The sequence below is a fragment of the Streptomyces lunaelactis genome (assembly GCF_003054555.1).
Classification (GTDB): Bacteria; Actinomycetota; Actinomycetes; order Streptomycetales; family Streptomycetaceae; genus Streptomyces; species Streptomyces lunaelactis.
Genome location: NZ_CP026304.1, coordinates 1,899,701 through 1,924,126 on the forward strand (window position 1 = coordinate 1,899,701; position 24,426 = coordinate 1,924,126).

The following is a 24,426-nucleotide window of genomic DNA, read 5'->3' on the forward strand; positions in this document are numbered from 1 at the left end:
GTGGTCATGTGTGCCGTCCTTCCGGTCGCAGGAGTGGGGGATGCAGGGCGGAGGCGGCACCCGCCCGGTACAGCGCGGCCGGTTTCCCGCGGCCGCCGGTGCGGCGCGGCGGACCCTCGACGGCCTCGACGAAGCCGGGTGTGGTGAGGACCTTGCGCCGGAAGTTGGGACGGTCGAGCTCGACGCCCCAGACCGTCTCGTACACCTGCTGCAGCTCGCCGAGCGTGAACTCGGGCGGGCAGAACGTGGTGGCGAGGCAGGTGTACTCGAGCTTGGCACCGATCCTGTGGTGCGCGTCGGCGAGGATCCGTTCGTGGTCGAAGGCGAGCCCACGGGCGGATGCGAGCGGTGTCCACCGGGCGTGCGCCGCGTCCCCGCCGCCGCGCGGCTCCGGCAGGTCCGGTACGAGCGCGGTGTACGCGACGGAGACGACGCGCATCCTCGGGTCGCGGTCCGGGTCGCTGTAGGTCCGCAGCTGCTCCAGGTGGAGGCCGGCGACGGTCTCCTCGGACAGGCTGGTCTCTTCGGCCAGTTCACGGCGGGCGGCCTGCCCGGCCGACTCCTTGGGGCGTACGAAGCCTCCGGGCAGCGCCCAGGCGCCCTTGTACGGGTCCTCTCCGCGCTCGACGAGCAGGACGTGCAGCCGGCCCTCGCGGACCGTGAAGACGGCGAGGTCGACGGTGACGGCGAAGGGCGGGAAGGCGCCCGGGTCGTAGTCCTTGATCATCGTTGCTCCGGCAGGGGTTCGGCGAGGTCCCAGCCCTCGCCGACGAGTTGGTCCACGGCGGCGACGGCGGTGGCGAGCCGCTGCTCGTGCGGTCCCTGAAGCACGACGGTCCGCCGTCCGGTGCGGGCGAGCCGGGCCGCGAAGCGGGCGGTCATCCAGGGCCGCAGATGCTCTCCGTCGCGCAGCCCGTCGTCCTCGAAGTCCACGCCACGGTGGTCGGTGAGCAGCCATAGATGCTGCTGTCCGCGGGCGGCGATCCGGGCGACGTCCGCGTTCGGGCCGCCCAGGTAGCGCTCGTGCCAGATGGTGGTGGCGAAGGCGTCGGTGTCGCAGAACAGCACGGGCGATCCGGCCCGGGCGGCCTCGTCCTCCTGCTCCGTCTGCCGCCGGGCGATCAGCGGGAACTCCTCCGAGGTGAACCGCACCTCGTCCCAGCCCGCCTCCGGCCGCCGGGCGCGCAGCTCCACCAGCTTGTGCTCGCTGAACTCCCGTCCGTACTCCGGCACACAGCGGGTCCGCGTCCAGACACCGCCGCGCCCGCGGTAGTGCTCGGCGAGGGCCCACGCCATCGTCGTGGTGCCCGTGGACTCGGCGCCGAGGACGACCACACGCCGGACGAGCGCCGCGCGCACGGGCGGCGCCAGGAAGTCCCAGCAGCCGACCGGGTCCTTGCGTACGGCCGTGCCGGAGACCGGGAAGACGGTGCGGTCGGGGTCGACGCACACGGACGCGGCGCCGAAGCGCCGGCCGAGCTCCTCGCCGTACGGCTCCGAGGTGAAGACGGCGTCGACCGGTTCGGGGACGGCGGCGCGGAAGACGGCCATGTGCGCCTCCCAGATGTCCGGGTCGTTCAGGTCCATCGGGATGTCGTCGACGGCGCCCACGACCCGTACGTCCGCATGTACTTCGCGCATCCACCGCACGCGTTCGGCGAGCGGAATCGTCTCCACCGAGGAGGCGCAGACCAGGACGGTCAGCCGCTCGCAGCGGTCGGCGGCGGTCCGTACGAGGTGGTGGTGGCCCGCGTGCGGCGGGTAGAACTTCCCGAGCACCAGGCCGTGCCGGTAGGTGTTCATACGACCACCTCCGCCAACTCCCGCTGCCGTACGACCAGATCGCGCGACCAGCTGCGCAGGCCGATGACGCACAGGGTCAGGAAGCCTGCGTACAGCAGGGAGGTCAGATAGAGCTCCTTGTACGCGTAGAGCGGCACGTACACCACATCGGCGGCGATCCACAGCCACCAGGACTCGAGACGCTTGCGGCACTGCCCGTAGGTCGCCATCAGCGACAGGGCGGTGGTGAGCGCGTCCCAGAAGGGGACGTTCGAGTCGGTGGCGCGGCCGAGGAGGAGCGTCAGTGCGAGTGTCCCCACCACCCCCGCCGCGAGCAGCCAGGACCACTCGGTGCGCGAAGTGCGCCGCACCGGGAGTCCGTCGGGACCTGGTCCACCCCCGTGGGTCCAGGTCCACCAGCCGTACACGGCGAGGGTGATGAAGACGACCTGCAGGCCGGCGTCGGCGTACAGGCCCGCCTGGGTGAAGAGCAGGATGAAGAAGAGGTTGTTGGCGATGCCGATCGGCCAGTTGGCGAGGTGCTGGCGGGCGACGAGCCAGACGCAGAGCGCGCCACTGCCGAAACCGAGGAACTCGGTCCAGCTCACCGGGGTGTCCAGAACGGTGAACAGCGGTTGCTGCAGGGGTCCGAGGATGTCCGCGAGACTCACGCCCGCCTCCTTAATAGTCATGTTGACTATAAAGGTGCCGGGGTCTGTCCCACAAGACGCGAGAAGCCCGCGACCGGTCAGGTCGCGGGCTTTGTTACGTAGTAAGGGGCAGGTTTACAGGCCGACTTCCTTCATCAGCATGCCGACCTCGGTGTTGGTCATCCGGCGCAGCCAGCCGGACTTCTGGTCGCCGAGCGCGATCGGGCCGAAGCTGACCCGGACGAGCTTGTCGACCGGGAACCCGGCCTCCGCCAGCATGCGGCGGACGATGTGCTTGCGGCCCTCGTGGAGGGTGACCTCGACCAGGTAGTTCTTGCCGGTGTTCTCGACGACGCGGAAGTGGTCGGCGCGGGCGTAGCCGTCGTCCAGCTCGATGCCGTCCTTGAGCCGCTTGCCGAGGTCGCGCGGGAGCGGGCCCTGGATCGCGGCGAGGTAGGTCTTCTTCACGCCGTACTTGGGGTGGGTCAGCCGGTGGGCCAGCTCGCCGTGGTTGGTGAGCAGGATGATGCCCTCGGTCTCGGTGTCGAGCCGGCCGACGTGGAAGAGGCGTGTCTCCCGGTTGTTGACGTAGTCGCCCAGGCACTGGCGGCCGTCCGGGTCCTCCATGGTGGCGACGACACCGGCTGGCTTGTTGAGCGCGAAGAAGAGATGCGACTGGGTGGCGACGGTCAGCCCGTCGACCTTGATCTCGTCGTGGTCCGGGTCGACGCGCTTGCCCTGCTCGGTGACGATCTGACCGTTGACCTCGACACGGGCCTGGTCGATCAGCTCCTCGCAGGCGCGGCGGGAGCCCATGCCGGCGCGGGCGAGGACCTTCTGCAGCCGCTCACCCTCCTGCTCGGCGCCGGGGAAGGTCTTGGGCGTCTTGACCTGCGGCTTGTTGTGCCGCTCCCGGTTGCGCTCCTCGATCTTGGCGTCGAGCTCGCGGGGACGGGATTCGCGCTGGCCGTGCGGGCCGCGGCGCGGGGCCGCGCCCCTGCTACCGCTCTGCGGGGACTTCGGGCCCCCCTTGGCGCCACCGCGCGCGGACGCGCCGCGACCGCCGCCGGCCTTGCCGCCGCCCTCGGAACCCTGGCTGCCGCCGACGTCGTAACGGCGCTCCTCGGGACGGGGCCGGCCCGCGCGCTTCTGCTGGTCGTCGCGCCCCTTGCCGCCGGCACCCCGAGAGTCCCGGTTGCCGCTTCCGCTGTTCCTGCCGCTGCTTCGCATCAAAATTCCGTCTTGTCGTCTGCGTCGGTGTCCGGTGCGTCCGGATCGAACGACGGCACACCCTCTTGCGTCTCGGCCTCGATCGCCTCCGCCTCGGGGAGGAAGGGCGCGAGCTCCGGGAGCTCGTCCAGGCCACGCAGGCCCATCCGCTCCAGAAAGTAGTTCGTCGTCCTGTACAGGATCGCACCTGTTTCGGGTTCCGCGCCCGCCTCCTCGACCAGACCGCGCTGGAGGAGGGTGCGCATGACGCCGTCGCAGTTCACTCCGCGCACGGCGGAGACGCGCGAACGGCTCACCGGCCGGCGGTACGCGACGACCGCGAGGGTCTCCAGGGCGGCCTGGGTGAGCCGGGCCTGCTGCCCGTCGAGGACGAAGCGCTCGACGGCGTCGGCGTGCTCGGCGCGGCTGTAGAAGCGCCAGCCGCCCGCGACGAGCCGCAGCTCGAAGCCGCGGCCCTGGACGGTGTACTCGTCGGCCAGCTCGCGCAGCGCGTCGGCGACGGCCCGGCGCGGCTGCTCCAGGACCTTGGCGAGGTGCTCCTCGGTGGCCGGCTCGTCGACGACCATGAGAACGGCTTCGAGCGCGGGCTTCAGATCACTCACGCGTCCTCCTCCTCGTCCGGGTTCTCGTGAACCTCGGAATCGAATTCATCGGTGACGGTGGGCCGGCCGGCGCCCTCACCGCCGGTCCAGCGCACCATGAGCTCGCCCAGGGCCTCCTCCTGGTCCAGGACCACGGCCTTCTCGCGGTAGAGCTCCAGCAGGGCGAGGAAGCGGGCGACGACGGTGAGGGTGTCGGGGGCGTCCGCGGCGAGCTCCCGGAAGCTCACCTCGCCGGCCTCCCGCAGCCGCGCGACGACGATCTCGGCCTGCTCGCGTACGGACACGAGGGGTGCGTGGATGTGGTCGATGTACACCTGCGGCTCGGGCCGGGGCTGCATCGCCTTCACCGCGAGCCTGGCGAAGCCCTCGGCGCCGATGCTGATGACGACCTCGGGCAGCAGCTCGGCGTGATGAGCCTCGAGCCCGACGGTCCTCGGATACCGCTTCCCCTCCTCCTCCAGCCGCGCGCTGAAGATCTCGGCGATCTGCTTGTACGCGCGGTACTGCAGCAACCGCGCGAAGAGCAGGTCCCGCGCCTCGAGCAGCGCGAGGTCGGCCTCGTCCTCCACCTCGGCGGCGGGCAGCAGCCGCGCGGCCTTGAGATCGAGCAGCGTGGCCGCGACGACGAGGAACTCGGTGGTCTGATCGAGATCCCAGTCGGGCCCCATGGCGTGGATGTACACCATGAACTCGTCGGTGACCTTGGAGAGGGCGACTTCGGTCACATCGAGCTTGTGCTTGGAGATCAGCTGCAGGAGGAGGTCGAAGGGCCCCTCGAAGTTGGCAAGCCGTACTTTGAACCGCCCGTCATCAACGGGCCCGGCGCCGGCCGTGGGCTCGGGACCGGTTGGAGCGTCGGGCTCAGAGCCGCCCGGCGCCGAGACGTCCACGAGAGGCTCCGTGACCGCCCCCAGTGCCCCGGAGGCGGCATCCGAGTCCCTGGAGCCCCGGTACGCCTCTGGGCCGGCACCGTCGCCGTGCAGGGGCTCGCCCCCGGTCTCGGGAAGGGGCGGGGCGGGGCGGGTTCGGGGAAACAGCACCCGCGGCCCCCTCGGGCTCGTCGCCCGCGTCACCCCCCAGGTCCGGCGCCGCCGACTCGGGGCGCGGTGTACCCGGGCCGCGGCCCAGGTTGCGGCGGGGCGAGCGCCCGGCCGGAGGCTGGGGGGGGGCGGAATCGTCGGTCGGCGGCATCGCGGTCCAGGGAGCGGAAGGATCAGGCAGGGCAGCGCGCAGGCTACCGTCAGCGCCCGCGCAGACGTCGTACGAGAATGCTCGCGTCGCCGCGCTGCTCGAGATCCGCCAGCACCACCGCCACCGCCTCGCGGACGATCCGCCCGCGGTCGACCGCCAGCCCGTGCTCGCCGCGCAGCACCAGCCGCGCGTGCTCGAGATCCATCAGTTCCTCGGCCGAGACATAGACCGTGATCTTCTCGTCGTGCCTCTCACGGCCGCTGGGCCGGCGGTTCGCACCGCTGCGACGGCGACGCGTCTGTCCGGTCGGCGACACACCCGCGGCTCCGGCCGCGACCGAGGCCGCGTCCTGCTGGCGGCGGCCCGCAGACCCGGCGGACGCGCCCTGCTCGGCCTCCGCCCCCCGGCTACGTCCCCCGGTGGAGGAGTCCGCGTCCGCCGCGGAGTGCTCCCGCGACGACGTGGACGTGGAGCTGGAACCGGACGAAGCCGGGGACGATTCGGCCCCGCCCTCCGCGACCGGATCGCTCTCCCCCGCCGGCGCCGGCACCCTCGCCTCACCGTTCGCCTGCCGGCGCGGCGATGACGACTGCAGTGCCATGCCCCCGGTCGTACGGAACAGTTCGTCGGCCCCGGGCAGACTCACTCGGCGTGACACCGGGCGAGCACCTCCCTGGCGAGCTGACGATAGGCGGCCGCGCCAACCGAGTTGGAGGCGTACGTGGTGATCGGCTCACCGGCCACCGTCGTCTCCGGGAAGCGCACGGTCCGCCCGATCACCGTGTGGTAGACGTGATCGTCGAATGCCTCGACCACCCGCGCCAGCACCTCACGGCTGTGCACCGTCCGCGAGTCGTACATCGTGGCGAGGATCCCGTCGAGCTCCAGGTCGGGGTTGAGCCGCTCCTGGACCTTCTCGATGGTCTCCGTCAGCAGCGCCACGCCTCGCAGCGCGAAGAACTCGCACTCGAGCGGCACGATCACCTTGTGCGCGGCGGTCAGCGCGTTCACCGTGAGCAGGCCCAGCGAGGGCTGACAGTCGATCACGATGTAGTCGTAGTCCGACATCAGCGGCTTCAGCGCCCGCTGCAGCGTGGACTCGCGCGCGACCTCGCTCACCAACTGCACTTCCGCGGCCGAGAGATCGATATTGCTCGGCAGCAGGTCCATGTTGGGCACGGCGGTCTTCAGCAGCACCTCGTCCGCCTGCATGCCCCGCTCCATGAGCAGGTTGTAGACGGTGAGGTCGAGCTCCATCGGGTTGACGCCGAGGCCGACCGACAGGGCTCCCTGCGGGTCGAAGTCGACGAGCAGTACACGCCGTCCGTACTCCGCGAGCGCGGCGCCCAGGTTGATGGTCGACGTCGTCTTGCCGACGCCGCCCTTCTGATTGCACATCGCGATGATCGTCGCGGGACCGTGTGAGGTCAGCGGGCCCGGGATCGGGAAGTACGGCAGAGGCCGCCCGGTGGGGCCGATCCGCTCGCGGCGCTGACGGGCTGCGTCAGGGGCGAGGGTGGCCGCGTACTCGGGATCGGGCTCGTACTCGGCGTCGGGGTCGTAGAAGTGCCCCTCGGGGACTTCCTGGTAGGCGGCGAAGTGGGTGGACTCTCGGCCACTCTCGTTGCCGGCCATGGCGTTCACGTGTTGGCCGTCCATCATCTTCATCGTGTGGGCTGTCGTCATGTGCGTCGTGTGCGTCGCGCGCCGGTGCGTCTCGAAGGTGCGGACAGCGACGGAGCCGACAGCCTCGAGCCCGGATGACGGGCTCTGGCCCCGCGCAGGCATACCAGGTTGACCACCCCCGGGAGTAAATGTCGACTCATTCACAAGTCGTCTTACCTCCTTGGACGTGACCAGGACTTTATCGATAGGTCAGCGTGGCACCATGCCGACGGTTGGCGACTCTATGGCGTGTCACCGGTCCGCAGCAACACAATCCGCCGGACCCGGCCCGATGTGTCGGCAACCGAACACCCTTCTGTCAAGGGCGCTCAAGACTCTTGGCGCAACCCGGCCCGCACGTTTCGCGGGTGCGCGAAACGGTTAAAGGGTTACGTTCGAGGCGAGTTGAACGAGCCTCGCAAAGTGGGCGGATACACATCCGGCCGGACCCTGCTCGGCAAGGTCCGGCCGTTGGCGTGATGTTGACGAACGTGCGCATATGGGGGCACCTCCCACGCCGGAGGCTGTAGGGGAGCGTCAGCCGAGGAGCGTACTCAGTTCGACGCTCTGCAGGCCGTGAGCCTCGGCCACCGGGCCGTAAACGACCTGGCCGTCATGGGTGTTGAGACCCAGAGCAAGCGCCTGGTCGCGGCGGAGCGCCTCGACCCAGCCACGGTTCGCGAGCTCGACGATGTACGGCAGCGTCGCATTGGTGAGCGCGTGGGTGGAGGTGTTGGGCACCGCACCCGGCATGTTGGCGACGCAGTAGAAGACCGAGTTGTGGACCGGGAAGGTCGGCTCGGCGTGGGTGGTCGGACGCGAGTCCTCGAAGCAGCCACCCTGATCGATTGCAATGTCGACAAGTACACTTCCGGGCTTCATCTTGGCGACAAGCTCGTTGGTGACCAGCTTCGGGGCCTTGGCGCCGGGGATGAGGACGGCACCGATGACGAGGTCGGCCTCGACGACCGCCCTCTCGAGCTCGAAGGCGTTGGAGACGATCGTCTGCACCTTGGTGCCGAAGATCTTGTCGGCCTCGCGCAGCTTGTTGATGTCCCGGTCGAGCAGCGTGACGTGGAAGCCCATGCCGACCGCGATCTGCACCGCGTTCCAGCCGGAGACGCCACCGCCGATGACGACAGCCTTGCCCGCGGCGACACCCGGGACGCCGCCCGGCAGTACGCCACGGCCGCCGGCCTGGCGCATCAGGTGGTACGCGCCGACCTGCGGGGCGATACGGCCCGCGACCTCGGACATCGGGGCGAGCAGCGGCAGCGCGCGGTTCGCGCTCTCCACCGTCTCGTACGCGATGGCGGTGGTGCCGGACTCCAGCAGGGCGTCCGTGCACTCGCGGGACGCGGCGAGGTGCAGGTAGGTGAAGAGGGTCTGGCCCTTGCGGAGGCGGTGGTACTCCTCCGCGATGGGCTCCTTGACCTTCAGCAGCAGGTCGGCGGTGGCCCAGACCTCGTCGGCGGTGGGCAGGATCTGCCCGCCCGCGGCGACGAACTCGTCATCCGTGATCGAGGAGCCGACACCGGCGTTCTGCTCGATGAAGACCTGGTGGCCGTGGCGCACGAGCTCGTGCACACCGGCGGGGGTGATCGCCACCCGGAACTCGTTGTTCTTGACCTCGCGGGGGATGCCGACCTTCACGTCGATCACGGTCCTTGGCTCAGGGGATTTACCGGGCAATGCCATACATACCCAGATGCGCAGGACGCACCGGGAGACACCACGAGAACACATGGCGGAGCCAGTCTAATGAAGGATTTCACGCTGTCTAGCCTTACAAAGCTTTAATCTTTGGTCGAAGTGCTACGGATTTCGCAGGCTGAATCCCTCCGTACCCTCCGGCCCTAGCAATCTCCCCGCCGTGCCGCGGTGCAGCCGTGCGGACGCCGGGTCGCCGATCCGGTCGAGGGTGTCGGCCAGCCTGAGCTGCAGAGCTGCCTGCAGCCGCACGTCCCCGGCCTGCCGCGCCCACTCCACCGCCTCCCTGCAGGTGTGCAACGACTCCTCCGGCCGGCCCGCGTACTCCTGTACGCGCGCCGCCTCGCTCAACGCTCGTGCCTGGGACGGGAGATCGCCCAGCCTGCGGTATCCGGCCACCGCGGCCCGCCAGCCGCGCAGCGCGTCGCCGTACCGGCCCGCATAGGTGTGCGCCGCTGCGAGCCGGCCGTACAGCCGCGCCTCGTCGGCCCGCTCGCCCCGCGCCTGCCGCTGCGCGAGCGCCCGCCCGTACCAGTCGGCGGCCCGCTGCCAGTCCCCCAGCTCCTGATAGGCACCACCTACGGATTCCATCGCGCGGCCGGTCGCGTACGGATCATTTGCTGCCCGTCCGGCGTCCAGCGCGGCCCGGTAGCGGGCCAGCGCCTCCTCCGTACGGCCCGTCTGCGCGTCCAGATCGGCGAGATTCAGCAGGGCGGCGGCCTCTTCGCGGTGCAGCCCGCGGCGCTCGGCCACACCGAGCACCAACTGGTGCAGACCGTAGAGCTCGGGGGCCGCGTCCTCGGTGCCACGGTGCGCGGCCAGCGCCCTGACCAGCGCGGCGACCAGCCGTCGCGCCAGCGTGTCCAGTTCGCCGTCCTCGACCGCGAGCCGGGCCGAGGCCAGCAGTGCGGGCTGCCGGATCCGCAGCCACTCGGCGGCGGCCGGCGCGGTGGCGAAGCGCAGTGCGCGCGGCAGACCGGCCAGCTTCTTGCGGGCCGGGGACCCGTCGGGCTCGGTGACCGCCCGGCAGGAGTGCAGCTGCCGTACGGTCCGCTCCAGCATCCGCGCCCGGGCCAGCTGCACCTCCGCCGGCCGGTCCTGCGCCTCCAGCAGGGCGCGCAGCAGGGGCGCGAGAGCTCCCGGCACCTCGTACTGGTGGCCGCTGCGGTGCACCAGACCGAGAGCGGTGAAGTCGTTCAGCGTCGTCTGCGCGGCCGAGACCGAGCAGCCGGCCAGCGCGGACGCGGTGTGCGCGTCGGCGAGTCCGGCGGGCGCGAGGGCGAGCAGTCGCAGTATCCGGGCGGCGGCCTGCGGCAGCGACTCGTACACCAGCCGGAAAGCGCGGGCCAGCGGCCTGACGCTCCTGGGCTGCTCACCGTCGTCCGGCAGGGCGCGCAGCCGCTTGGCCACATCGGCGACCGACGTCTTGGGCCGGGCCGCGAGCCAGCCGCCGACCAGGACCAGTGCGGCGGGCTGGCCGCCGCACTCCTCCGCGAGGGTCTCGGCGGCCTGCGGATCGACGGTGATCCGCACCGATCCGGTGAAGGTGCCGAGCAGTTCGATCGCGGACTTCGCGTCCATGCCGCCGAGCGTGCACGGCCGTACGTCGGGAATGCCGGTGAGCGGCCCCTGGGCCACGGCCACGGCGAGGCAGTCGGGATTGTCGGGGAGCAGCGGGTCGACCTGCTCGGCGTCCCCGGCGTCGTCGAGGAACAGCAGCATCCGGCGTACGGCGAGCGCCTCGCGCACCATCTCGGTCAGCTCGTCCTCGCCCGCGCCGGGCGGCGATGCGATCTCGAGCGAGTCGAGCAGTCCGCGCGCCGCCCGCTCCATCGGGACCCGCCGCCCGCCCGGCTCGGTGAGCCGGGTGCGCAGCACCCCGTCGGGGTAGTCGCCGGCGAGCCGGTGCGCGAGTTCCTCGGCGAGCGCGGTGCGCCCGGATCCTGGCCGGCCCGCGATCAGGAGCACCCGGGCACGGGGAGCCTTGCGTCCGGCGATGGTGTCCAGACCGGCTCGCTCGATATCGGCGCGCAGGGATTTCAACTCCCGCTGCCGACCGAAGAATTGGTCCCGGGACGCGTCGGCAGGGCCGCCCGAGTCCACCGCCTGATCCGTCACGGGCCACGCTCCCGTCCGTCCGCGCACGAGTCGAGCCCGTAGGGACTCCGCACGGGCGTTCCGAGCGTAGTTCACGCTCTGCAACGATCCCGGCGGAGCGCGGCGGGGCATCCCCCGATCGGATCAGCAGATCGTCTTACCGGGCCCTGTCCGGCCGATCAGGCCGGATCAGTGAGCGGGGCCTGCCCTGCATCACCGGGGTTGTCGCTCAGGCCTCGAACGGACGCGCCGGCCAGGGCGCCTCGGCCGGACGCAGCGCGTCGACGCTGCCGCCGTTCAGCGCGGCGGCCAGCGACAGGGCGCCCACCGCCAGGCAGTTGTTGTGCAACTCCCCGGCGAGCACACCGCGTACGAGCTCTTCGAGCGGAACCCGCGCCAGCTCCATGTCGGCCTCCTCCTCGGAGACCTCGAAGCGCTCGCCCTCGGCCTCGGAGAGATCACGGGCGAGGAAGATCCGTACGGCCTCGTCGCAGCCGCCCGGGGTGGGGTAGACGTCGGCCAGCACCCGCCAGTCCTCGGCCTTGACGTGCGCCTCCTCGTACAGCTCGCGCTGGGCCGCGTGCAGCGGGTTCTCCCCCGGCACATCGAGCAGACCGGCCGGGATCTCCCAGAGCTTGTGACGCACGGGGTGCCGGTACTGACGCAGTACGAGGACGCGGGCGGAGTCGTCGAGCGCGAGGATCGCCACGGAGCCGGGGTGCACCTGGTAGTCACGTCGCGCGACGGTGCCGTCGGGCATGACCACATCGTCGGTACGGACGCTGGTCTTGTTGCCCCGGAAGGGTGTCGCGGTCGCGGTGACCTGCCATTCCTCGGGGGTGTCCTTGAGCTCCATGTACGTCCTCCACGCAGAAACCGGGGTACGAGTCCCAGAAGACTCATACCCCGGCAACCGTATCGCCTTGCCGTTACTCGCCCGACTTGCGCGCCACCGCGGCCTTCACCAGGCCGGCGAAGAGCGGGTGCGGCCGGGTGGGGCGGGAGCGGAGCTCCGGGTGGGCCTGGGTGGCGACCAGGTAGGGGTGCGTCTCGCGCGGGTACTCGACGTACTCGACGAGCTTGTTGTCCGGAGAGGTGCCGGAGAAGACGATGCCCGCCTTCTTCTCCAGCTCCGCGCGGTAGGCGTTGTTCACCTCGTAGCGGTGGCGGTGGCGCTCGTCGACGTAGGGCTGGTCACCGTAGGCCTCACGCACGATCGAGCCCTCGGCGAGCTTCGCCGGGTAGAGACCGAGCCGCATGGTGCCGCCCAGGTCGCCCGCGCCCTCCACGTACGCCAGCTGCTCCTCCATCGTGGAGATCACCGGGTGGGAGGTGACCGCGTCGAACTCGGTGGAGTTGGCATCGGGGATCTCGGCGAGGTTCCGCGCCGCCTCGATCACGATGCACTGCAGGCCCAGACACAGACCCAGCAGCGGGACCTTGTTCTCCCGGGCGTACTGGATCGCGCCGACCTTGCCGGACACACCACGGTCGCCGAAGCCGCCGGGGATGAGGACTCCGTCCACATCGCCGAGCTGCGCGGCAGCGCCCGCAGGGGTCTTGCAGTCGTCGGAAGCCACCCACTTGACCGTGACGCGGGCCTTGTTCGCGAAACCGCCGGCGCGCAGCGCCTCGATCACCGAGAGGTACGCGTCGGGGAGGTCGATGTACTTGCCCACCAGCGCGACCGTGACCTCGTGGTCGGGGTTGTGGACGCGGTCCAGCAGGTCGTCCCACGTGGTCCAGTCGACATCGCGGAACGGCAGGTCCAGCTTGCGTACGACGTAGGCGTCCAGACCCTCGGTGTGCAGCACCTTGGGGATGTCGTAGATCGACTTGGCGTCGATCGCGGCCACCACCGCGGCCTCGTCGACATCGCACATCAGCGAGATCTTCCGCTTGATCGCGGTCGGCACCTCGCGGTCCGCGCGCAGCACGATCGCGTCCGGCTGGATACCGATGTTGCGCAGCGCGGCCACCGAGTGCTGGGTCGGCTTGGTCTTCAGCTCACCGGACGGGCCGATGTAGGGCAGCAGCGAGATGTGCACGACGAAGACGTTGTCCCGGCCGACCTCGTGGCGGACCTGGCGGACGGTCTCCAGGAAGGGCAGCGACTCGATGTCGCCGACCGTGCCACCGACCTCGGTGATCACGACATCGACGTCGTCGGCCGCCATCCGCCGGATGCGGTGCTTGATCTCGTTGGTGATGTGCGGAATGACCTGCACGGTGTCGCCCAGGTACTCGCCGCGCCGCTCCTTGGCGATCACCGTCGAGTACACCTGGCCGGTGGTGACATTCGCCGAACCGTCCAGGTCGACGTCGAGGAAGCGCTCGTAGTGGCCGATGTCCAGGTCGGTCTCGGCACCGTCGTTGGTGACGAACACCTCACCGTGCTGGAACGGGTTCATCGTGCCCGGGTCGACGTTCAGGTACGGGTCGAGCTTCTGCATCGTGACCCGCAGACCCCGCGCCTTCAGCAGCGCACCCAGACTGGAGGCCGTGAGGCCCTTGCCGAGGGAGGAGGCGACACCCCCGGTGACGAAGATGTGCTTGGTCGTCATGGATTTGGGCGGCATCGCCAAGAGGGGGCTCCCGTGGGTCGCGAGGTGAGATGCGTACCGGCGACCCTCCCGGAGGTTCGAGGGGTGCCGTCGCTGCGGTTTCGGGGCCCCTGTTCTGCACAGGACGGCCACCGGTCCACGGGGTACCAGGGTATCAGCGACGACGGGAGACTGCTTCCGGCCACGCGCGCTCACACGCGCACCCCGTTCACCAGGGGCTCACCCTTGGCTCACCCGTTCGGCAGACCCGTGTTGCCGGACCCGTCGCGCAGATCACTAGGGTGCGTCGTATCCTGCTCGGACACTCGCTGCCGAGCCAGGCTGTCAAACGGCACCCTCCCCGTCCGTCACCCGGAACATCGCGCTCGTCAACGACGCTTGACCGCAGTAAGCGCCCCGAGGGGCGGACGTGGCCGTTCGACTGGAGATGCACGTGGCCGGGCGCATCGAGGATTACGCACTTATCGGAGACATGCAGACCGCAGCGCTGGTCTGCAGGGATGGCAGCGTGGACTGGCTGTGCCTGCCCCGCTTCGACTCACACGCCATCTTCGCCGGGCTGCTCGGCACCGAGGAACACGGCTTCTGGCGGCTGGGCCCGGCGCACGCCGCCGAGGCCAAGCCGCCGCCGGCCGACCGGCGCCGCTACTGCGGGGATTCGCTGATCCTCGAATCGGAGTGGGATACGCCACGCGGCACGGTCCGTGTGACGGACTTCATGCCGCCCCGTGACGGCGCGCCGCAGGTGGTGCGGATCGTGGAGGGCGTGAGCGGGCGGGTGCCGATGCGCTCCGCGCTGCGTATGCGCTTCAGCTACGGACGTGTGGTGCCCTGGGTCCACAAGGTCGACGGGCGTACGGTCGCCGTCGCCGGACCCGACTCGGTCTGGCTGGATGCCGAGACCGAGACGTACGGCAAGAACCTCACCACCTACTCGGACTTCACCGTCGCTCCCGGCGAGCGGATCGCCTTCACGATCAGCTGGCAGCCCTCGCACCACCAGCCGCCCGCGCTGCCCGACCCGGAGGGTGCGCTGGAGGCGACCTCGGACTTCTGGCGCGACTGGGTCGAGCACTGTACGTACAACGGGCCCTACCGCGAGGCCGTGGTCCGTTCGCTGATCACGCTGAAGGCGCTGACGTACGGGCCGACGGGCGGGATCGTCGCCGCGCCGACGACCTCGCTGCCGGAGGAGATCGGCGGCGTACGGAACTGGGACTACCGCTACACCTGGCTGCGCGACGCGGCGATCACCCTGTCGTCGCTGCTGCGCACCGGCTACCGCGAGGAGGCCCGCGCCTGGCGCGAGTGGCTGCTCCGCGCGGTCGCCGGCGACCCGGAGAACCTGCAGATCATGTACGGGATCGCGGGTGAACGGGAGCTGGGCGAGACCGAGTTGGACTGGCTGCCCGGTTACGAGAGCTCGGGTCCCGTCCGGGTCGGGAACGGCGCGGCGCACCAGCTCCAGCTGGATGTCTACGGCGAGGTCACCGAGGCGCTGCACCTGGCGCACATGACGGGTCTGGCCCGCAACGACTACGCCTCGCTGCTGCAGCTCAAGCTGATCCGCTATCTGGAGAAGCACTGGGACCAGCCGGACGAGGGCATCTGGGAGGTGCGCGGTCCGCGCCGGCACTTCGTGCACTCCAAGGTCATGGCCTGGGTCGCGGTCGACCGGACCATCAAGCTGATCGAGTCCGGGGACGCCGACGGGCCGATCGAGCGGTGGCGCGAGCTGCGCGACGACATCCACCGCGATGTCTGCGAGAAGGGTTACGACAAAGAACGCAACACCTTCACACAGTCGTACGGCTCGCAGGAGCTGGACGCCTCCCTGCTGCTGATTCCGCAGATGGGCTTTCTGCCGCCGGACGACAAGCGCGTCATCGGCACGATCGAGGCGATCCAGCGGGAGCTGTCCACGGAGGACGGCTTCGTACTGCGCTACCCGACCGCGGGCGAGGAGGCCGGCGTCGACGGTCTCGAGGGCGACGAGGGCGCGTTCCTGGCCTGCTCGTTCTGGCTCGCCGACGACCTGGCGATGATCGGGCGGGTGGACGAAGCGCGGCGGCTCTTCGAGAAGCTGCTGTCGCTGCGGAACGACCTGGGGCTGCTGGCCGAGGAGTGGGACCCGAAGCTGAAGCGGCAGGTGGGGAACTTCCCGCAGGCGTTCAGCCATGTCCCGCTGATCGACACGGCGCTGCGGCTCACCGCGTCCGGGGCGTACGGAGGGTAGAGCGCCCCCTGGCCCGGCAGGACCTTCGACTGATCACGATTCCCCGTGCGGGACTACGATGAGAAGGTCCCCTCGCGCCCTCGGAAGGGGGCCACTATGGCGCCCCAAGGCATGACGGAGGCGGCGCTGACCGGCTTCCGTCAACAACTGACCGGCGATGCGCTCACCTCTGGTGATCCGGGGTACGACGAGGCTCGCGCGGTCCACAACGCCATGATCGACCGGCGGCCCGCGGTCATCGCGCAGTGCGAGACGGAAGCGGATGTGGCCCGGTCGATCCGCTTCGGCCGGGAGAACGACCTGGAGATCGCTGTCCGCGGTGGGGGCCACAGCGTCGCGGGCATGTCGCTGAGCGACGGCGGAATCGTCGTGGATCTACGGCGTATGCACACCGTGATCATCAATCCCGAGAGCCGTGCGGCGCGCGTCGGGGGCGGCGCCACGATGAGCCATCTCGACCGGGCGACACAGCCGTACGACCTGGCGACCACCGGTGGCCGGGCGTCCACCACCGGGGTGGGCGGGTTCACGCTGGGCGGCGGATCGGGCTGGCTGGAGCGCAAGTTCGGGCTGGCCTGCGACAATCTGCTCGCCGTCGAGCTGGTGACGGCCGACGGCAGCACCGTCCACGCCAGTGAGGACGAGAACCAGGAGCTGTTCTGGGCGCTGCACGGCGGTGGCGGGAACTTCGGTGTGGCCACCGCGATCACCCTGAAGCTGCATGAGCTGCCCGCAATGAGCATGATCATGCTGCTGTTCCGGCCCGATTCCGGACCCGAAGTGCTGCGCGCCTACCGTGACTTCGTGGAGTCGGCCCCGGACGAGGTGGGCGGAGGGTGCATCTATCTCACCGGGCCTCCCGAGGAGTTCGTCCCCGAGGATCTGGTGGGCAAGCTCGTCTGCGCGGTTCTGATCACCTACGCGGGCACGGAATCGGAGGCGCGCATGGTGGCCGCGCCGATGCTGGAACTCGCGCACGCGGCAGAGATGATCGCCGAACTGCCCTACGCCGAACTGCAGTGCATGCTCGACGACCCGGCCGGGATGCGCAACTACTGGTCGGCGGAGTATCTGGACGCCCTCCCGGACAAGGCCGTGGACGCCTTCTGCGCCCGTTCGTCGACGATGATCGTGCCCTCCGGGACCCAGCATGTGCTGTTCCCGCTGGGCGGCGCGGCGGCCGACGGCCCGGCCCACTATCCGCTGCCGTGGCGTGGTTCGCCGTGGGTCGTCCATCCCTTCGGCACCTGGGAGAGCCCCGCCGACGACGAGCGCGGAAAGAAGTGGGTCCGCGATGTGCGCGCCGATGTGCAGCCCTGGTCCAATGGCGCCGTCTACCTCAACTTCATCGGGCAGGAGGGCGACGAGCGGGTCGTCGCCGGTGTCGGTGGCGACAACTACGCGCGCCTCGCGGCGGTCAAGGCGCAGTACGACCCCGACAATGTGTTCCGGCTCAACCACAACATCAAACCGGCCTGATCCAGAGATCAGGCCCTCGGTCCTCGCGGCCCTGGTGATGTTCAGGGAAGTACCGCCGAGGTAGCGTCCGGATCCCGGGCGACTGCCCGTCCGGCCGGTGTGTGATCGCGAGGCGAGAGTCAGTGGAGACCCAAGGTGGAATCACGGTGCAGCGGGCGCTCGAGCTGCCCGGACTGCGGGCCGGACTGCCGGAGGTCGTCGCCGGCGCGGAGCGGCTGAACCGTACGGTGCGCTGGGTGCACGCGGGCGAGGTGCCGAACATCGCCTCGCTCCTCAAGGGCGGCGAGCTGCTGCTCACCACGGGTCTCGGGCTCGGCACCCGGCCGGCCGAACAGCGCGCCTTCGTACGGCAGCTGGCGGACCGCGGGATCGCCGCGCTGGTGGTGGAGCTGGGGCCGCGCTTCAGCAGGCTGCCGGCGACGATCGTGGATACGGCGCGGGCGGCAGGGCTGCCGCTCGTACAGCTGCACCGTGAGGTCCCCTTCGTCTCGGTGACGGAGGAGGTCCACACCGAGATCGTCAACGGGCACTACGCGCTGCTGCGTCAGGCGGAGGAAGTGCACCGGCGGTGTACGGAGGTGCTGCTCGACGGGGGCGGAGTGCCCCAAGTGCTGCGTATCCTCGCGGACTTCACCGCGAACCCGGTCTTCCTGGAGACGGCGGACGGGCAGCTGCTGTTCGCGGCCGGGTCCGAGTCGGGGCAGGCCGGCGCGGATCCGCTCCAGGTCTGGGACGGAATGCGTGGCCAGCGGGCGGCGCGGGAGTCTCTCCCGGTCGGCGCGGTCCTGGTGGACGTCCCCGGCGGCGGGCAGGGGGCGGCTTCGGTACGGGCCCGGCTGGTGCTGCTGGCCGTCGCCTCACCCTTGCTCCCGGTGCACCGGATGGCGGCGGAGCGTGCGGCCGGGCTGCTCGCGGTCGTACTGATGCAGGCGCGCCAGGAGGAGGAGTTGGCGGCGCGCGGCCGCGGGGACTTCCTGACGGACCTGGCGGAGGGCCGCATCACGGCGGAGGACGCACCGGCGCAGGCGAGGGTGCTGGGCTTCAAACCGGGCGAAGGACCGCTGCTGCCGGTGGTGATGCGCCTGGCCGCCGAGCTGTCCCCTTCGGGCAACTGGGCGCTGCTGGCCAGGGCCGTGCTGGAGGAACTGTCGTCGGTGGGCGTGCCGGTGCTGCTGGGCGTTCGCCCGGTGGAGGGCCGCGTGCCGCTGCTGCTGGGTCTGCGCTCCGAGTCCGAACGCACGGCGGTCGCGGACCGGGTCGCGGCGGCGCTGCGGGCGGGTGTGGAACGGGCCGGCCTGGAGAGGGCGGGGGCGCATCCGCCGGTCGTGGTGGTGGGCATGGCGGGCGGCTGGGCGGCGGCGTCGGCGGGCCTGCGCCACGCCGCGGAGACGGCGACGGCGGCGCAGGGCCTGTCGGAGCTCCCGTGGTACGACGCGCGCCGGCTGGACACGGACCTGCTGCTGTGGCGCCTGCGGGACCACCCGGACCTGGCGGCGTTCGTGGACCGGGCGATCGGCCCGCTGCGCGACCACGACCGCACCTCGCGTCCCGCGCTGCTCCCGACGCTGGAGACGTATCTGACCCACGCGGGCCGCAAGGCGGAGACGGCACGGGAACTCCACCTCAACCGCCAGACGCTGTACAACCGCCTGGCCCGCATCTCGGAACTCCTGGGCACTGACCTGGACGACCCCCAGACGGTGCTGGCCCTGAGCCTGGCGCTACGCGCCCGGAGGCTCTTGCCCTGAGCCGTGTCCGCCCCGGGCAGCGGAAAGCCCGCGTCCTCAGCGCACCCGCCCCGCCGCCACCTCGTCGTACACGCTCAGCACCAGCGCGATCGTCTCGTCCTCCGTCGGCCACGTCGCCGCCTGCGCCCGCCCCGCCGCCACCAGTTCCTCCCGCCGCGCCGCATCCCCGAGCAGCCGCGCCACCGCGTCCCCCAGCGCCCCCGCGTCGCCGTACGGAACGAGCTCCGCCGCGTCGCCCACCAGTTCAGGGACTCCGCCGACCGCCGTCGCGACCAGGGGGACGCCCAGCCGCAGCGCCTCCTGCGCGAGCAGCGACCGCGCCTCCCAGCGGCTCGGCAGCACCGCCACATCCGCCGCCGCGAGCAGTTCGCCGATGTCGTCCCTGCGGCCCACCAGCCTCACCGGCAGCCCCTCCGCCTCGATACGGCGCTGAAGCGCACCCCGCTGCCGCCCCTCCCCCGCGATCACCAGCAGCGGCACGGGATCCAGGTCGCGCCACTGCCGGGCCGCGTCCAGCAGGGTTCCGTAGCCCCGGTGCGGCACCAGGCTGCCGACGGCCATCAGCAACGGGCGGTCGGCGACGCCCAGTTCCGCACGCGCCTTGCCCTCCGCGCCGCCGGGCCGCCCCCGGGGCGCCGGCACCGCGACCGGTGCGAGGCGAGCGTCGCGCGCGCCCCGTTTTCGGGCCCGGTCGACCAGTTCGGAGCACGTACCGAGCACAACCGCCGCCGCCCGCGCGACCCTTCGCTCCAGCAGGCGCAGCACCTGGCCCCGCGCGCCGTCGTCGTGCGCCCGCGTGTGCCAGGTGACGACCAGGGGTACCCGCTGCCCGCTCAGCGCGAGCGTGGCGCGTGCGGCGGCGTGCACTCCGTGCGCGTGGACCACATCCGCGCCCGCGCACGCCGCGCGCAGGGCTCCGACGGCCGCCGGGTCGCTGCGCCGCGGTACGGGTGCGAACCGGGCCCCGGCGCCGGGGAAGTCGTAGGCGTGCTCCAGTTCGGCGGGGGCGCACACCGTCACCCGCACGCCGCGCGCCACCAGTCCCGCGGCCAGCGACCTGACGTGCGCGCAGCTGCCCGCACTGCCGCCGCCCAGCACTTGGACCGTACGCAGCTGTGTCACTCGGCCAAGGATGCCAGTCCGTACGCACGTTCCGGCACCGTCGAGGCATCGTGCCCGTGTCCGGAACTGGGACTCCGGACGCCGGATCACTCACATGGGTGATCCCGCGGGGCCGGTGACCTCGTCTCCGTACGCGGCGGCGGCGATGAGGGCAACCCCTACCCGTCCCCCCGCGCCGTCGCCAGGAGTTCCTCCGCGTGGGCCCGCGCCGTCTGGGAGTCCTCCTGGCCCGCAAGCATGCGCGACAGCTCCCGCACCCTGTCCTCCCCCTCGAGGACCGTGACGCCACTCCTCGTCACCGTGCCGTCGTTCGTCTTCTCGACCAGCAGCTGGCGGTCCGCGAACGCCGCCACCTGCGGCAGGTGCGTCACCACCACCACCTGCGCCGACTTCGCGAGCTTCGCGAGCCGCCGCCCGATCTCCACCGCCGCCTTGCCGCCCACGCCCGCGTCGACCTCGTCGAAGAGATACGTCGGCACCGGGTCCGTCCCCGCGAAGACGACCTCGACCGCCAGCATCACCCGCGAGAGCTCACCGCCCGACGCCCCCTTGGCGATCGGCCTCGGCGGCGCCCCCGGATGCGGGGCCAGCAGCAGCTCGACCTCGTCGACGCCGGACGGGCCGTACGCCACCGAGCGGCCGCCGACCTCGACGCCCGAGGCCGCCTCGACGGCCTCGGTCTGGCGAACGTCGAAGGACACCCGCGCGTGCGGCATCGCGAGCGAGGACAGCTCCTGGGTGACCGCGTCGGCGAACCGCGCCGCCGCCTCCGTACGCGCGTCGGTCAACGCCTGAGCCAGACCGGACAGTTCGCCCCGCAGCGCGTCCCGCTCCGCCGCCAGCTCGCCGATCCGGTCGTCGTCGCCGTCCAGTTCGGTGAGCCGGTCCGCGCCCTCCTCCGCCCAGGCAAGTACGGCGGCAACGTCCTCGCCGTACTTGCGCGTCAGCACGGTCAGCGCCGCCCGGCGTTCCTCCACCGCGGCCAGCCGCAGCGGATCGGCGTCCAGATTGTCCGCATACCCGGCGAGCTCGCCCGCCACATCGCCGAGCAGGATGGAGATCTCGCCCATCCGGTCGGCGAGCGCGGCCAGCACCGGATCGTGGGAGCGCACGGCGTCCAGCGCCCGCCCCGCGCCCGCGACCAGGGTCGCCGCGTCGACGCCCTCGGGGTCCTCGGGGTTGCCCGCCAGCGCGCCGTGCGCCACCGACGCGGCAGAGGCAAGCGCCTCCGCGTGGCCGAGCCGCTCCGCCTCCGCGGCGAGTTCGACGTCCTCACCCGCCCGCGGCTCGACGCGCGCGATCTCGTTCAGCCCGAAGCGCAGCAGATCGGCTTCCTGCGCCCGCGCACGTGCGCGCGTAGTCAGCTCTTCCAGCTCCACGGACACGGCCCGCAGCCGCCGGTACGCCGCCGCGTACTTGGCGTGCGGCCCGGTGACCGCACCGCCCGCGTACCGGTCGAGCGCCGCCCGCTGCCGCGCCGGCCGCAGCAGCCCCTGCTGGTCGGTCTGTCCGTGTACGGCGACCAGTTCGTCGGCCAGCTCGGCCAGCACGCCCACCGGCACGGACCGCCCCCCGAGGTGGGCGCGCGAGCGCCCCTCCGCGGAAACGGTCCGGCTGATGAGCAGGGTGCCGTCCTCGAGCTCGGCCCCGGCCTCCTCGGCCCGTACGGCGGCGGGGGCGCCGGCGGACACACTGATCCGCCCCTCCACCACCGCCGACTTGGCACCGATCCGCACCAGGGCGGGGTCGGCGCGCCCGCCGAGCAGCAGCCCCAGGCTGGTGACGACCATGGTCTTGCCCGCGCCCGTCTCACCGGTCACCGCGGTGAAACCGGGTGACAGCTCGACGACCGCGTCGTCGATGACACCGAGCGACCGTATCCGCATCTCCTCCAACACGGACACGACCTTACGAGGTCCGGGGCCCGCTGTGCGACGGGCCCCGGTCGCCGATTCACTCTCCGGGGCACGGGACGGACATATGCACCCACCGGCCCCTCACCCGCGCCCCGCCCACACCCTCGGCGGACGGCGCCATTTGCCAGACACGGCCTAAGCGGTGTCGGGGAAGTCCGGGTGGGTGAAGGAGCGGGTCGAGGGCCGAGTCTGGCAAGGCGGAGGAAGGAGTCCACGCGGAGCGTCGGCGACTGACGACAACGCAGCCAGGCGACAGCCATCGGCCCGCGACGCCGCCCGGACTTCCCCGGGGCCGCTTAGCTCGGCGCGCCGCGCCAACCCGAAACCGGCAGCGCGAACTTCGCCACCAGCCGGTCCGTGAAGGACGCGTGGTGCAACCGCGCCAGCCGCACCGGAACAGCCCCGCGCCGTACCTCCACCCGCGCGCCCGGTGGCAGTTCGATCGTCCTGCGCCCGTCGCACCACAGCACCCCCTGCGGCGTGTGCGGCTGCACCTCCACCGCGAGCACCGACGTCGGCGAGGTCACCAGCGGCTTGGCGAACAGGGCGTGCGCCCCGATCGGCACCATCAGCAGCGCCTCCACCTCCGGCCAGATCACCGGACCGCCGGCCGAGAAGGCGTACGCGGTCGAGCCGGTCGGCGTCGCGCAGACGATGCCGTCGCATCCGAAACCGGTCACCGGACGCCCGTCGATCTCGAGCACGACCTCCAGCATCCGCTCGGGCGAGACCTTCTGCACGGCGGCCTCGTTCAGCGCCCAGTCCCGGTGCACGACATCGCCGTTGTTGTGCACGACGACATCGACGGTCATCCGCTCCTCGACTTCGTAGGCGCGCGTGACGACCCGGTCGACGACCTTGTCGAGATCGTCCCGCTCGGCCTCGGCGAGGAAGCCCACCCGCCCCAGGTTGACGCCGAGCATCGGCACCCCGGAAGCGCGGGAGAACTCGGCGCCGCGCAGCAGCGTCCCGTCGCCGCCGAGCACGATCAGCAGCTCACAGCCGTCGAGTACGCCGGGATTGGCCTCGCGGACCGTCTCGACGGACGGCGGCAGCGGCAGATCAGCAGCCTCCGCCTCCAGTACGCGTACCCTCAGGCCGCTGCGCAACAGCCCCTGTACGACGAGTTCGGCGCTGCGGATCGCCGCAGGCCGGCCGGTGTGCGCAAGCAGGAAAACGGTGCGTGCTGACGTGGCTTCTGGCGTGGCTGCTGGTGTCGTGGTCAACGAGGTCCCTCCGCAACTGCACGGTCGACATCCGCCGGATCGAGCTCGGGCGCTCCGGCCCGGAGCCAGAGAAAATACTCGACATTCCCGGAGGGTCCCGGCAGCGGACTGGCGGTGACGCCCAGCACACCGAGACCGAGCTCCGCCGCCTTGCGCGCCACGTTCCGTACCGTGTCCGCGCGCAATTCGGGACTGCGTACGACCCCACCGCTGCCGAGGCGTTCCTTGCCCACCTCGAACTGCGGCTTGACCATCATCACCAGGTCCGCGCCGGGCGCGGTGCACCGGACGAGTGCGGGCAGGACGAGCCCGAGCGGAATGAAGGAAAGGTCCCCCACCACCAGGTCCACCGCCTCACCGTCGATCGTCTCCAGGGTCATCTCGCGCACATTCGTACGGTCCTTGACCCTCACGCGTTCATCACTCTGAAGAGACCAGGCGAGTTGTCCGTATCCGACATCGACTGCCACGACCTGACGGGCACCCGCCCGCAGCAGTACGTCCGTGAAGCCGCCGGTCGACGCGCCCGCGTCGAGCGCCCGCCGGCCCTCGACCTTCAGCCCGAGCGGCACGAAGGCCGCCAGCGCTCCGGCGAGCTTGTGCCCGCCGCGCGAGACGTAGTCGGGGTCGCTGCCGTCGGAGGTGACGACGACGGCGGCTCTGGTCTCGACCTGGGTGGCGGGCTTGGTCGCGGTGTTGCCGCCGACCGTCACCCTCCCCGCGGCGATCAGCTGGCTCGCGTGTTCGCGCGAGCGTGCGAGGTTGCGGCGTACGAGCTCGGCGTCGAGACGGCGGCGGGCCACTCCTGCCACGTTCGGTTCAGCTCCTGTTGTCGTACGAAGCGGAGGGCGCCGGGGGACCCGGGCGTGCGTCGAGCGCGGTCAGCGTGTCGCGCAGCCCCCGGTGTACATCCTCGTACACCTCGAGGTGTCCGTCCGCCGGGAGGTGGTCGGCGTCGGCAAGACGCTCCAGCTGGGCGTCGACACCGGCGTCGCCGGTCGGCACCCGCTGTACACCGATGGGTGCGGGCGCGGCGGGGTCGTACGCCTCGCGGCCGGCCGCCGGCGGCTGCCCGCCCCCGGCCTCAGGACTCAGGGCCTCCGCGCGCTCCCGCTCCGGGTTCTCCGGGGTCTCGGGGCGCTCCGGGTTCTCCGGGCGCTCCGGCTCGCCCTGCGTTCCCTGCACATGGATCCCCTGGTCCTGGATCT

20 protein-coding genes are annotated in these 24,426 nt (G+C 71.3%); 3 read left to right on the top strand and 17 right to left on the bottom strand.

Annotated elements, in window-relative coordinates; genetic code table 11:
• Positions 1 to 4: 4 nt before the first annotated feature.
• From SLUN_RS08470 to pyrG, 12 genes are all read right to left on the bottom strand, one after another.
• Positions 5 to 727, bottom strand: coding sequence for an NUDIX hydrolase (locus SLUN_RS08470; RefSeq protein WP_108147903.1), 723 nt, complete (start codon positions 725 to 727; stop codon positions 5 to 7).
• Positions 724 to 1,803 (bottom strand): AAA family ATPase, encoded by a 1,080-nt coding sequence (locus tag SLUN_RS08475; RefSeq protein WP_108147904.1) that lies wholly within the window; start codon positions 1,801 to 1,803, stop codon positions 724 to 726. The genes SLUN_RS08470 and SLUN_RS08475 overlap by 4 nt, the downstream gene beginning before the upstream one ends.
• Positions 1,800 to 2,453, bottom strand: coding sequence for a nicotinamide riboside transporter PnuC (gene pnuC / locus SLUN_RS08480; protein ID WP_108147905.1), 654 nt, complete (start codon positions 2,451 to 2,453; stop codon positions 1,800 to 1,802). Before pnuC ends, SLUN_RS08475 begins: the two co-directional genes overlap by 4 nt.
• Before the next feature lie 114 nt (positions 2,454 to 2,567).
• The gene (locus SLUN_RS08485) at positions 2,568 to 3,662 is read right to left on the bottom strand and encodes a pseudouridine synthase (protein WP_108147906.1); all 1,095 of its coding nucleotides are present in this window, start codon (positions 3,660 to 3,662) and stop codon (positions 2,568 to 2,570) included.
• Positions 3,662 to 4,228 carry an SMC-Scp complex subunit ScpB gene (scpB, locus tag SLUN_RS08490; RefSeq protein WP_371413904.1) on the bottom strand — a complete coding sequence of 189 codons (567 nt, stop codon included), beginning with the start codon at positions 4,226 to 4,228 and terminating at the stop codon, positions 3,662 to 3,664. The genes SLUN_RS08485 and scpB overlap by 1 nt, the downstream gene beginning before the upstream one ends.
• A gap of 32 nt (positions 4,229 to 4,260) precedes the next feature.
• A complete protein-coding gene (locus tag SLUN_RS08495) occupies positions 4,261 to 5,154 on the bottom strand; it encodes a segregation and condensation protein A (RefSeq protein ID WP_371413905.1) in 894 nt (297 codons plus the stop codon).
• 350 nt (positions 5,155 to 5,504) lie between these two features.
• Positions 5,505 to 6,101 carry a hypothetical protein gene (locus tag SLUN_RS08500; RefSeq protein WP_108147908.1) on the bottom strand — a complete coding sequence of 199 codons (597 nt, stop codon included), beginning with the start codon at positions 6,099 to 6,101 and terminating at the stop codon, positions 5,505 to 5,507.
• Positions 6,098 to 7,243 carry a ParA family protein gene (locus SLUN_RS08505; protein ID WP_108147909.1) on the bottom strand — a complete coding sequence of 382 codons (1,146 nt, stop codon included), beginning with the start codon at positions 7,241 to 7,243 and terminating at the stop codon, positions 6,098 to 6,100. The genes SLUN_RS08500 and SLUN_RS08505 overlap by 4 nt, the downstream gene beginning before the upstream one ends.
• Before the next feature lie 414 nt (positions 7,244 to 7,657).
• Positions 7,658 to 8,773 carry an alanine dehydrogenase gene (gene ald, locus SLUN_RS08510; RefSeq protein ID WP_108154603.1) on the bottom strand — a complete coding sequence of 372 codons (1,116 nt, stop codon included), beginning with the start codon at positions 8,771 to 8,773 and terminating at the stop codon, positions 7,658 to 7,660.
• 162 nt (positions 8,774 to 8,935) lie between these two features.
• Positions 8,936 to 10,948, bottom strand: coding sequence for a tetratricopeptide repeat protein (locus SLUN_RS08515; protein WP_257153689.1), 2,013 nt, complete (start codon positions 10,946 to 10,948; stop codon positions 8,936 to 8,938).
• A 208-nt stretch (positions 10,949 to 11,156) separates the two neighbouring features.
• The gene (locus tag SLUN_RS08520) at positions 11,157 to 11,783 is read right to left on the bottom strand and encodes an NUDIX domain-containing protein (RefSeq protein WP_108147911.1); all 627 of its coding nucleotides are present in this window, start codon (positions 11,781 to 11,783) and stop codon (positions 11,157 to 11,159) included.
• Between the two features lie 73 nt (positions 11,784 to 11,856).
• Positions 11,857 to 13,506 (bottom strand): CTP synthase, encoded by a 1,650-nt coding sequence (pyrG, locus tag SLUN_RS08525; RefSeq protein ID WP_108147912.1) that lies wholly within the window; start codon positions 13,504 to 13,506, stop codon positions 11,857 to 11,859.
• A gap of 418 nt (positions 13,507 to 13,924) precedes the next feature.
• On the opposite strand from pyrG, the gene SLUN_RS08530 reads away from it, so the two are divergent.
• The 3 genes from SLUN_RS08530 to SLUN_RS08540 all read left to right on the top strand — a co-directional run bounded on the left by SLUN_RS08530 (position 13,925) and on the right by SLUN_RS08540 (position 18,954).
• Positions 13,925 to 15,727, top strand: coding sequence for a glycoside hydrolase family 15 protein (locus SLUN_RS08530; RefSeq protein ID WP_108154604.1), 1,803 nt, complete (start codon positions 13,925 to 13,927; stop codon positions 15,725 to 15,727).
• A gap of 96 nt (positions 15,728 to 15,823) precedes the next feature.
• Complete coding sequence (locus tag SLUN_RS08535) at positions 15,824 to 17,206, top strand: FAD-binding oxidoreductase (protein WP_108147913.1); 1,383 nt, start codon at positions 15,824 to 15,826, stop codon at positions 17,204 to 17,206.
• Between the two features lie 122 nt (positions 17,207 to 17,328).
• The gene (locus tag SLUN_RS08540; protein ID WP_108147914.1) at positions 17,329 to 18,954 is read left to right on the top strand and encodes a PucR family transcriptional regulator; all 1,626 of its coding nucleotides are present in this window, start codon (positions 17,329 to 17,331) and stop codon (positions 18,952 to 18,954) included.
• A 36-nt stretch (positions 18,955 to 18,990) separates the two neighbouring features.
• On the opposite strand, the gene SLUN_RS08545 is transcribed toward SLUN_RS08540, so the two are convergent.
• From SLUN_RS08545 to SLUN_RS08565, 5 genes are all read right to left on the bottom strand, one after another.
• Positions 18,991 to 20,076 carry a glycosyltransferase family 4 protein gene (locus SLUN_RS08545; protein ID WP_108147915.1) on the bottom strand — a complete coding sequence of 362 codons (1,086 nt, stop codon included), beginning with the start codon at positions 20,074 to 20,076 and terminating at the stop codon, positions 18,991 to 18,993.
• Positions 20,077 to 20,234: 158 nt separating this feature from the next.
• Entirely contained in the window at positions 20,235 to 21,962 is a 1,728-nt protein-coding gene (recN, locus tag SLUN_RS08550) for a DNA repair protein RecN (protein WP_108147916.1), read from the bottom strand.
• A 326-nt stretch (positions 21,963 to 22,288) separates the two neighbouring features.
• Entirely contained in the window at positions 22,289 to 23,218 is a 930-nt protein-coding gene (locus SLUN_RS08555) for an NAD kinase (RefSeq protein WP_108147917.1), read from the bottom strand.
• The gene (locus SLUN_RS08560) at positions 23,215 to 24,030 is read right to left on the bottom strand and encodes a TlyA family RNA methyltransferase (protein WP_108147918.1); all 816 of its coding nucleotides are present in this window, start codon (positions 24,028 to 24,030) and stop codon (positions 23,215 to 23,217) included. Before SLUN_RS08560 ends, SLUN_RS08555 begins: the two co-directional genes overlap by 4 nt.
• A 7-nt stretch (positions 24,031 to 24,037) precedes the next feature.
• Positions 24,038 to 24,313 (bottom strand): hypothetical protein, encoded by a 276-nt coding sequence (locus SLUN_RS08565; RefSeq protein ID WP_108154605.1) that lies wholly within the window; start codon positions 24,311 to 24,313, stop codon positions 24,038 to 24,040.
• Between the last annotated feature and the right edge of the window lie 113 nt (positions 24,314 to 24,426).

Bases quoted from the DNA above. Each gene is read 5' to 3' on its own strand.
- pyrG (WP_108147912.1), bottom strand. From the start codon at position 13,506: ATGCCGCCCAAATCCATGACGACCAAGCACATCTTCGTCACCGGGGGT.
- recN (WP_108147916.1), bottom strand. From the start codon at position 21,962: ATGCGGATACGGTCGCTCGGTGTCATCGACGACGCGGTCGTCGAGCTG.
- scpB (WP_371413904.1), bottom strand. From the start codon at position 4,228: ATGGTCGTCGACGAGCCGGCCACCGAGGAGCACCTCGCCAAGGTCCTG.
- SLUN_RS08470 (WP_108147903.1), bottom strand. From the start codon at position 727: ATGATCAAGGACTACGACCCGGGCGCCTTCCCGCCCTTCGCCGTCACC.
- SLUN_RS08475 (WP_108147904.1), bottom strand. From the start codon at position 1,803: ATGAACACCTACCGGCACGGCCTGGTGCTCGGGAAGTTCTACCCGCCG.
- SLUN_RS08485 (WP_108147906.1), bottom strand. From the start codon at position 3,662: ATGCGAAGCAGCGGCAGGAACAGCGGAAGCGGCAACCGGGACTCTCGG.
- SLUN_RS08535 (WP_108147913.1), top strand. From the start codon at position 15,824: ATGGCGCCCCAAGGCATGACGGAGGCGGCGCTGACCGGCTTCCGTCAA.
- SLUN_RS08520 (WP_108147911.1), bottom strand. From the start codon at position 11,783: ATGGAGCTCAAGGACACCCCCGAGGAATGGCAGGTCACCGCGACCGCG.
- SLUN_RS08505 (WP_108147909.1), bottom strand. From the start codon at position 7,243: ATGCCTGCGCGGGGCCAGAGCCCGTCATCCGGGCTCGAGGCTGTCGGC.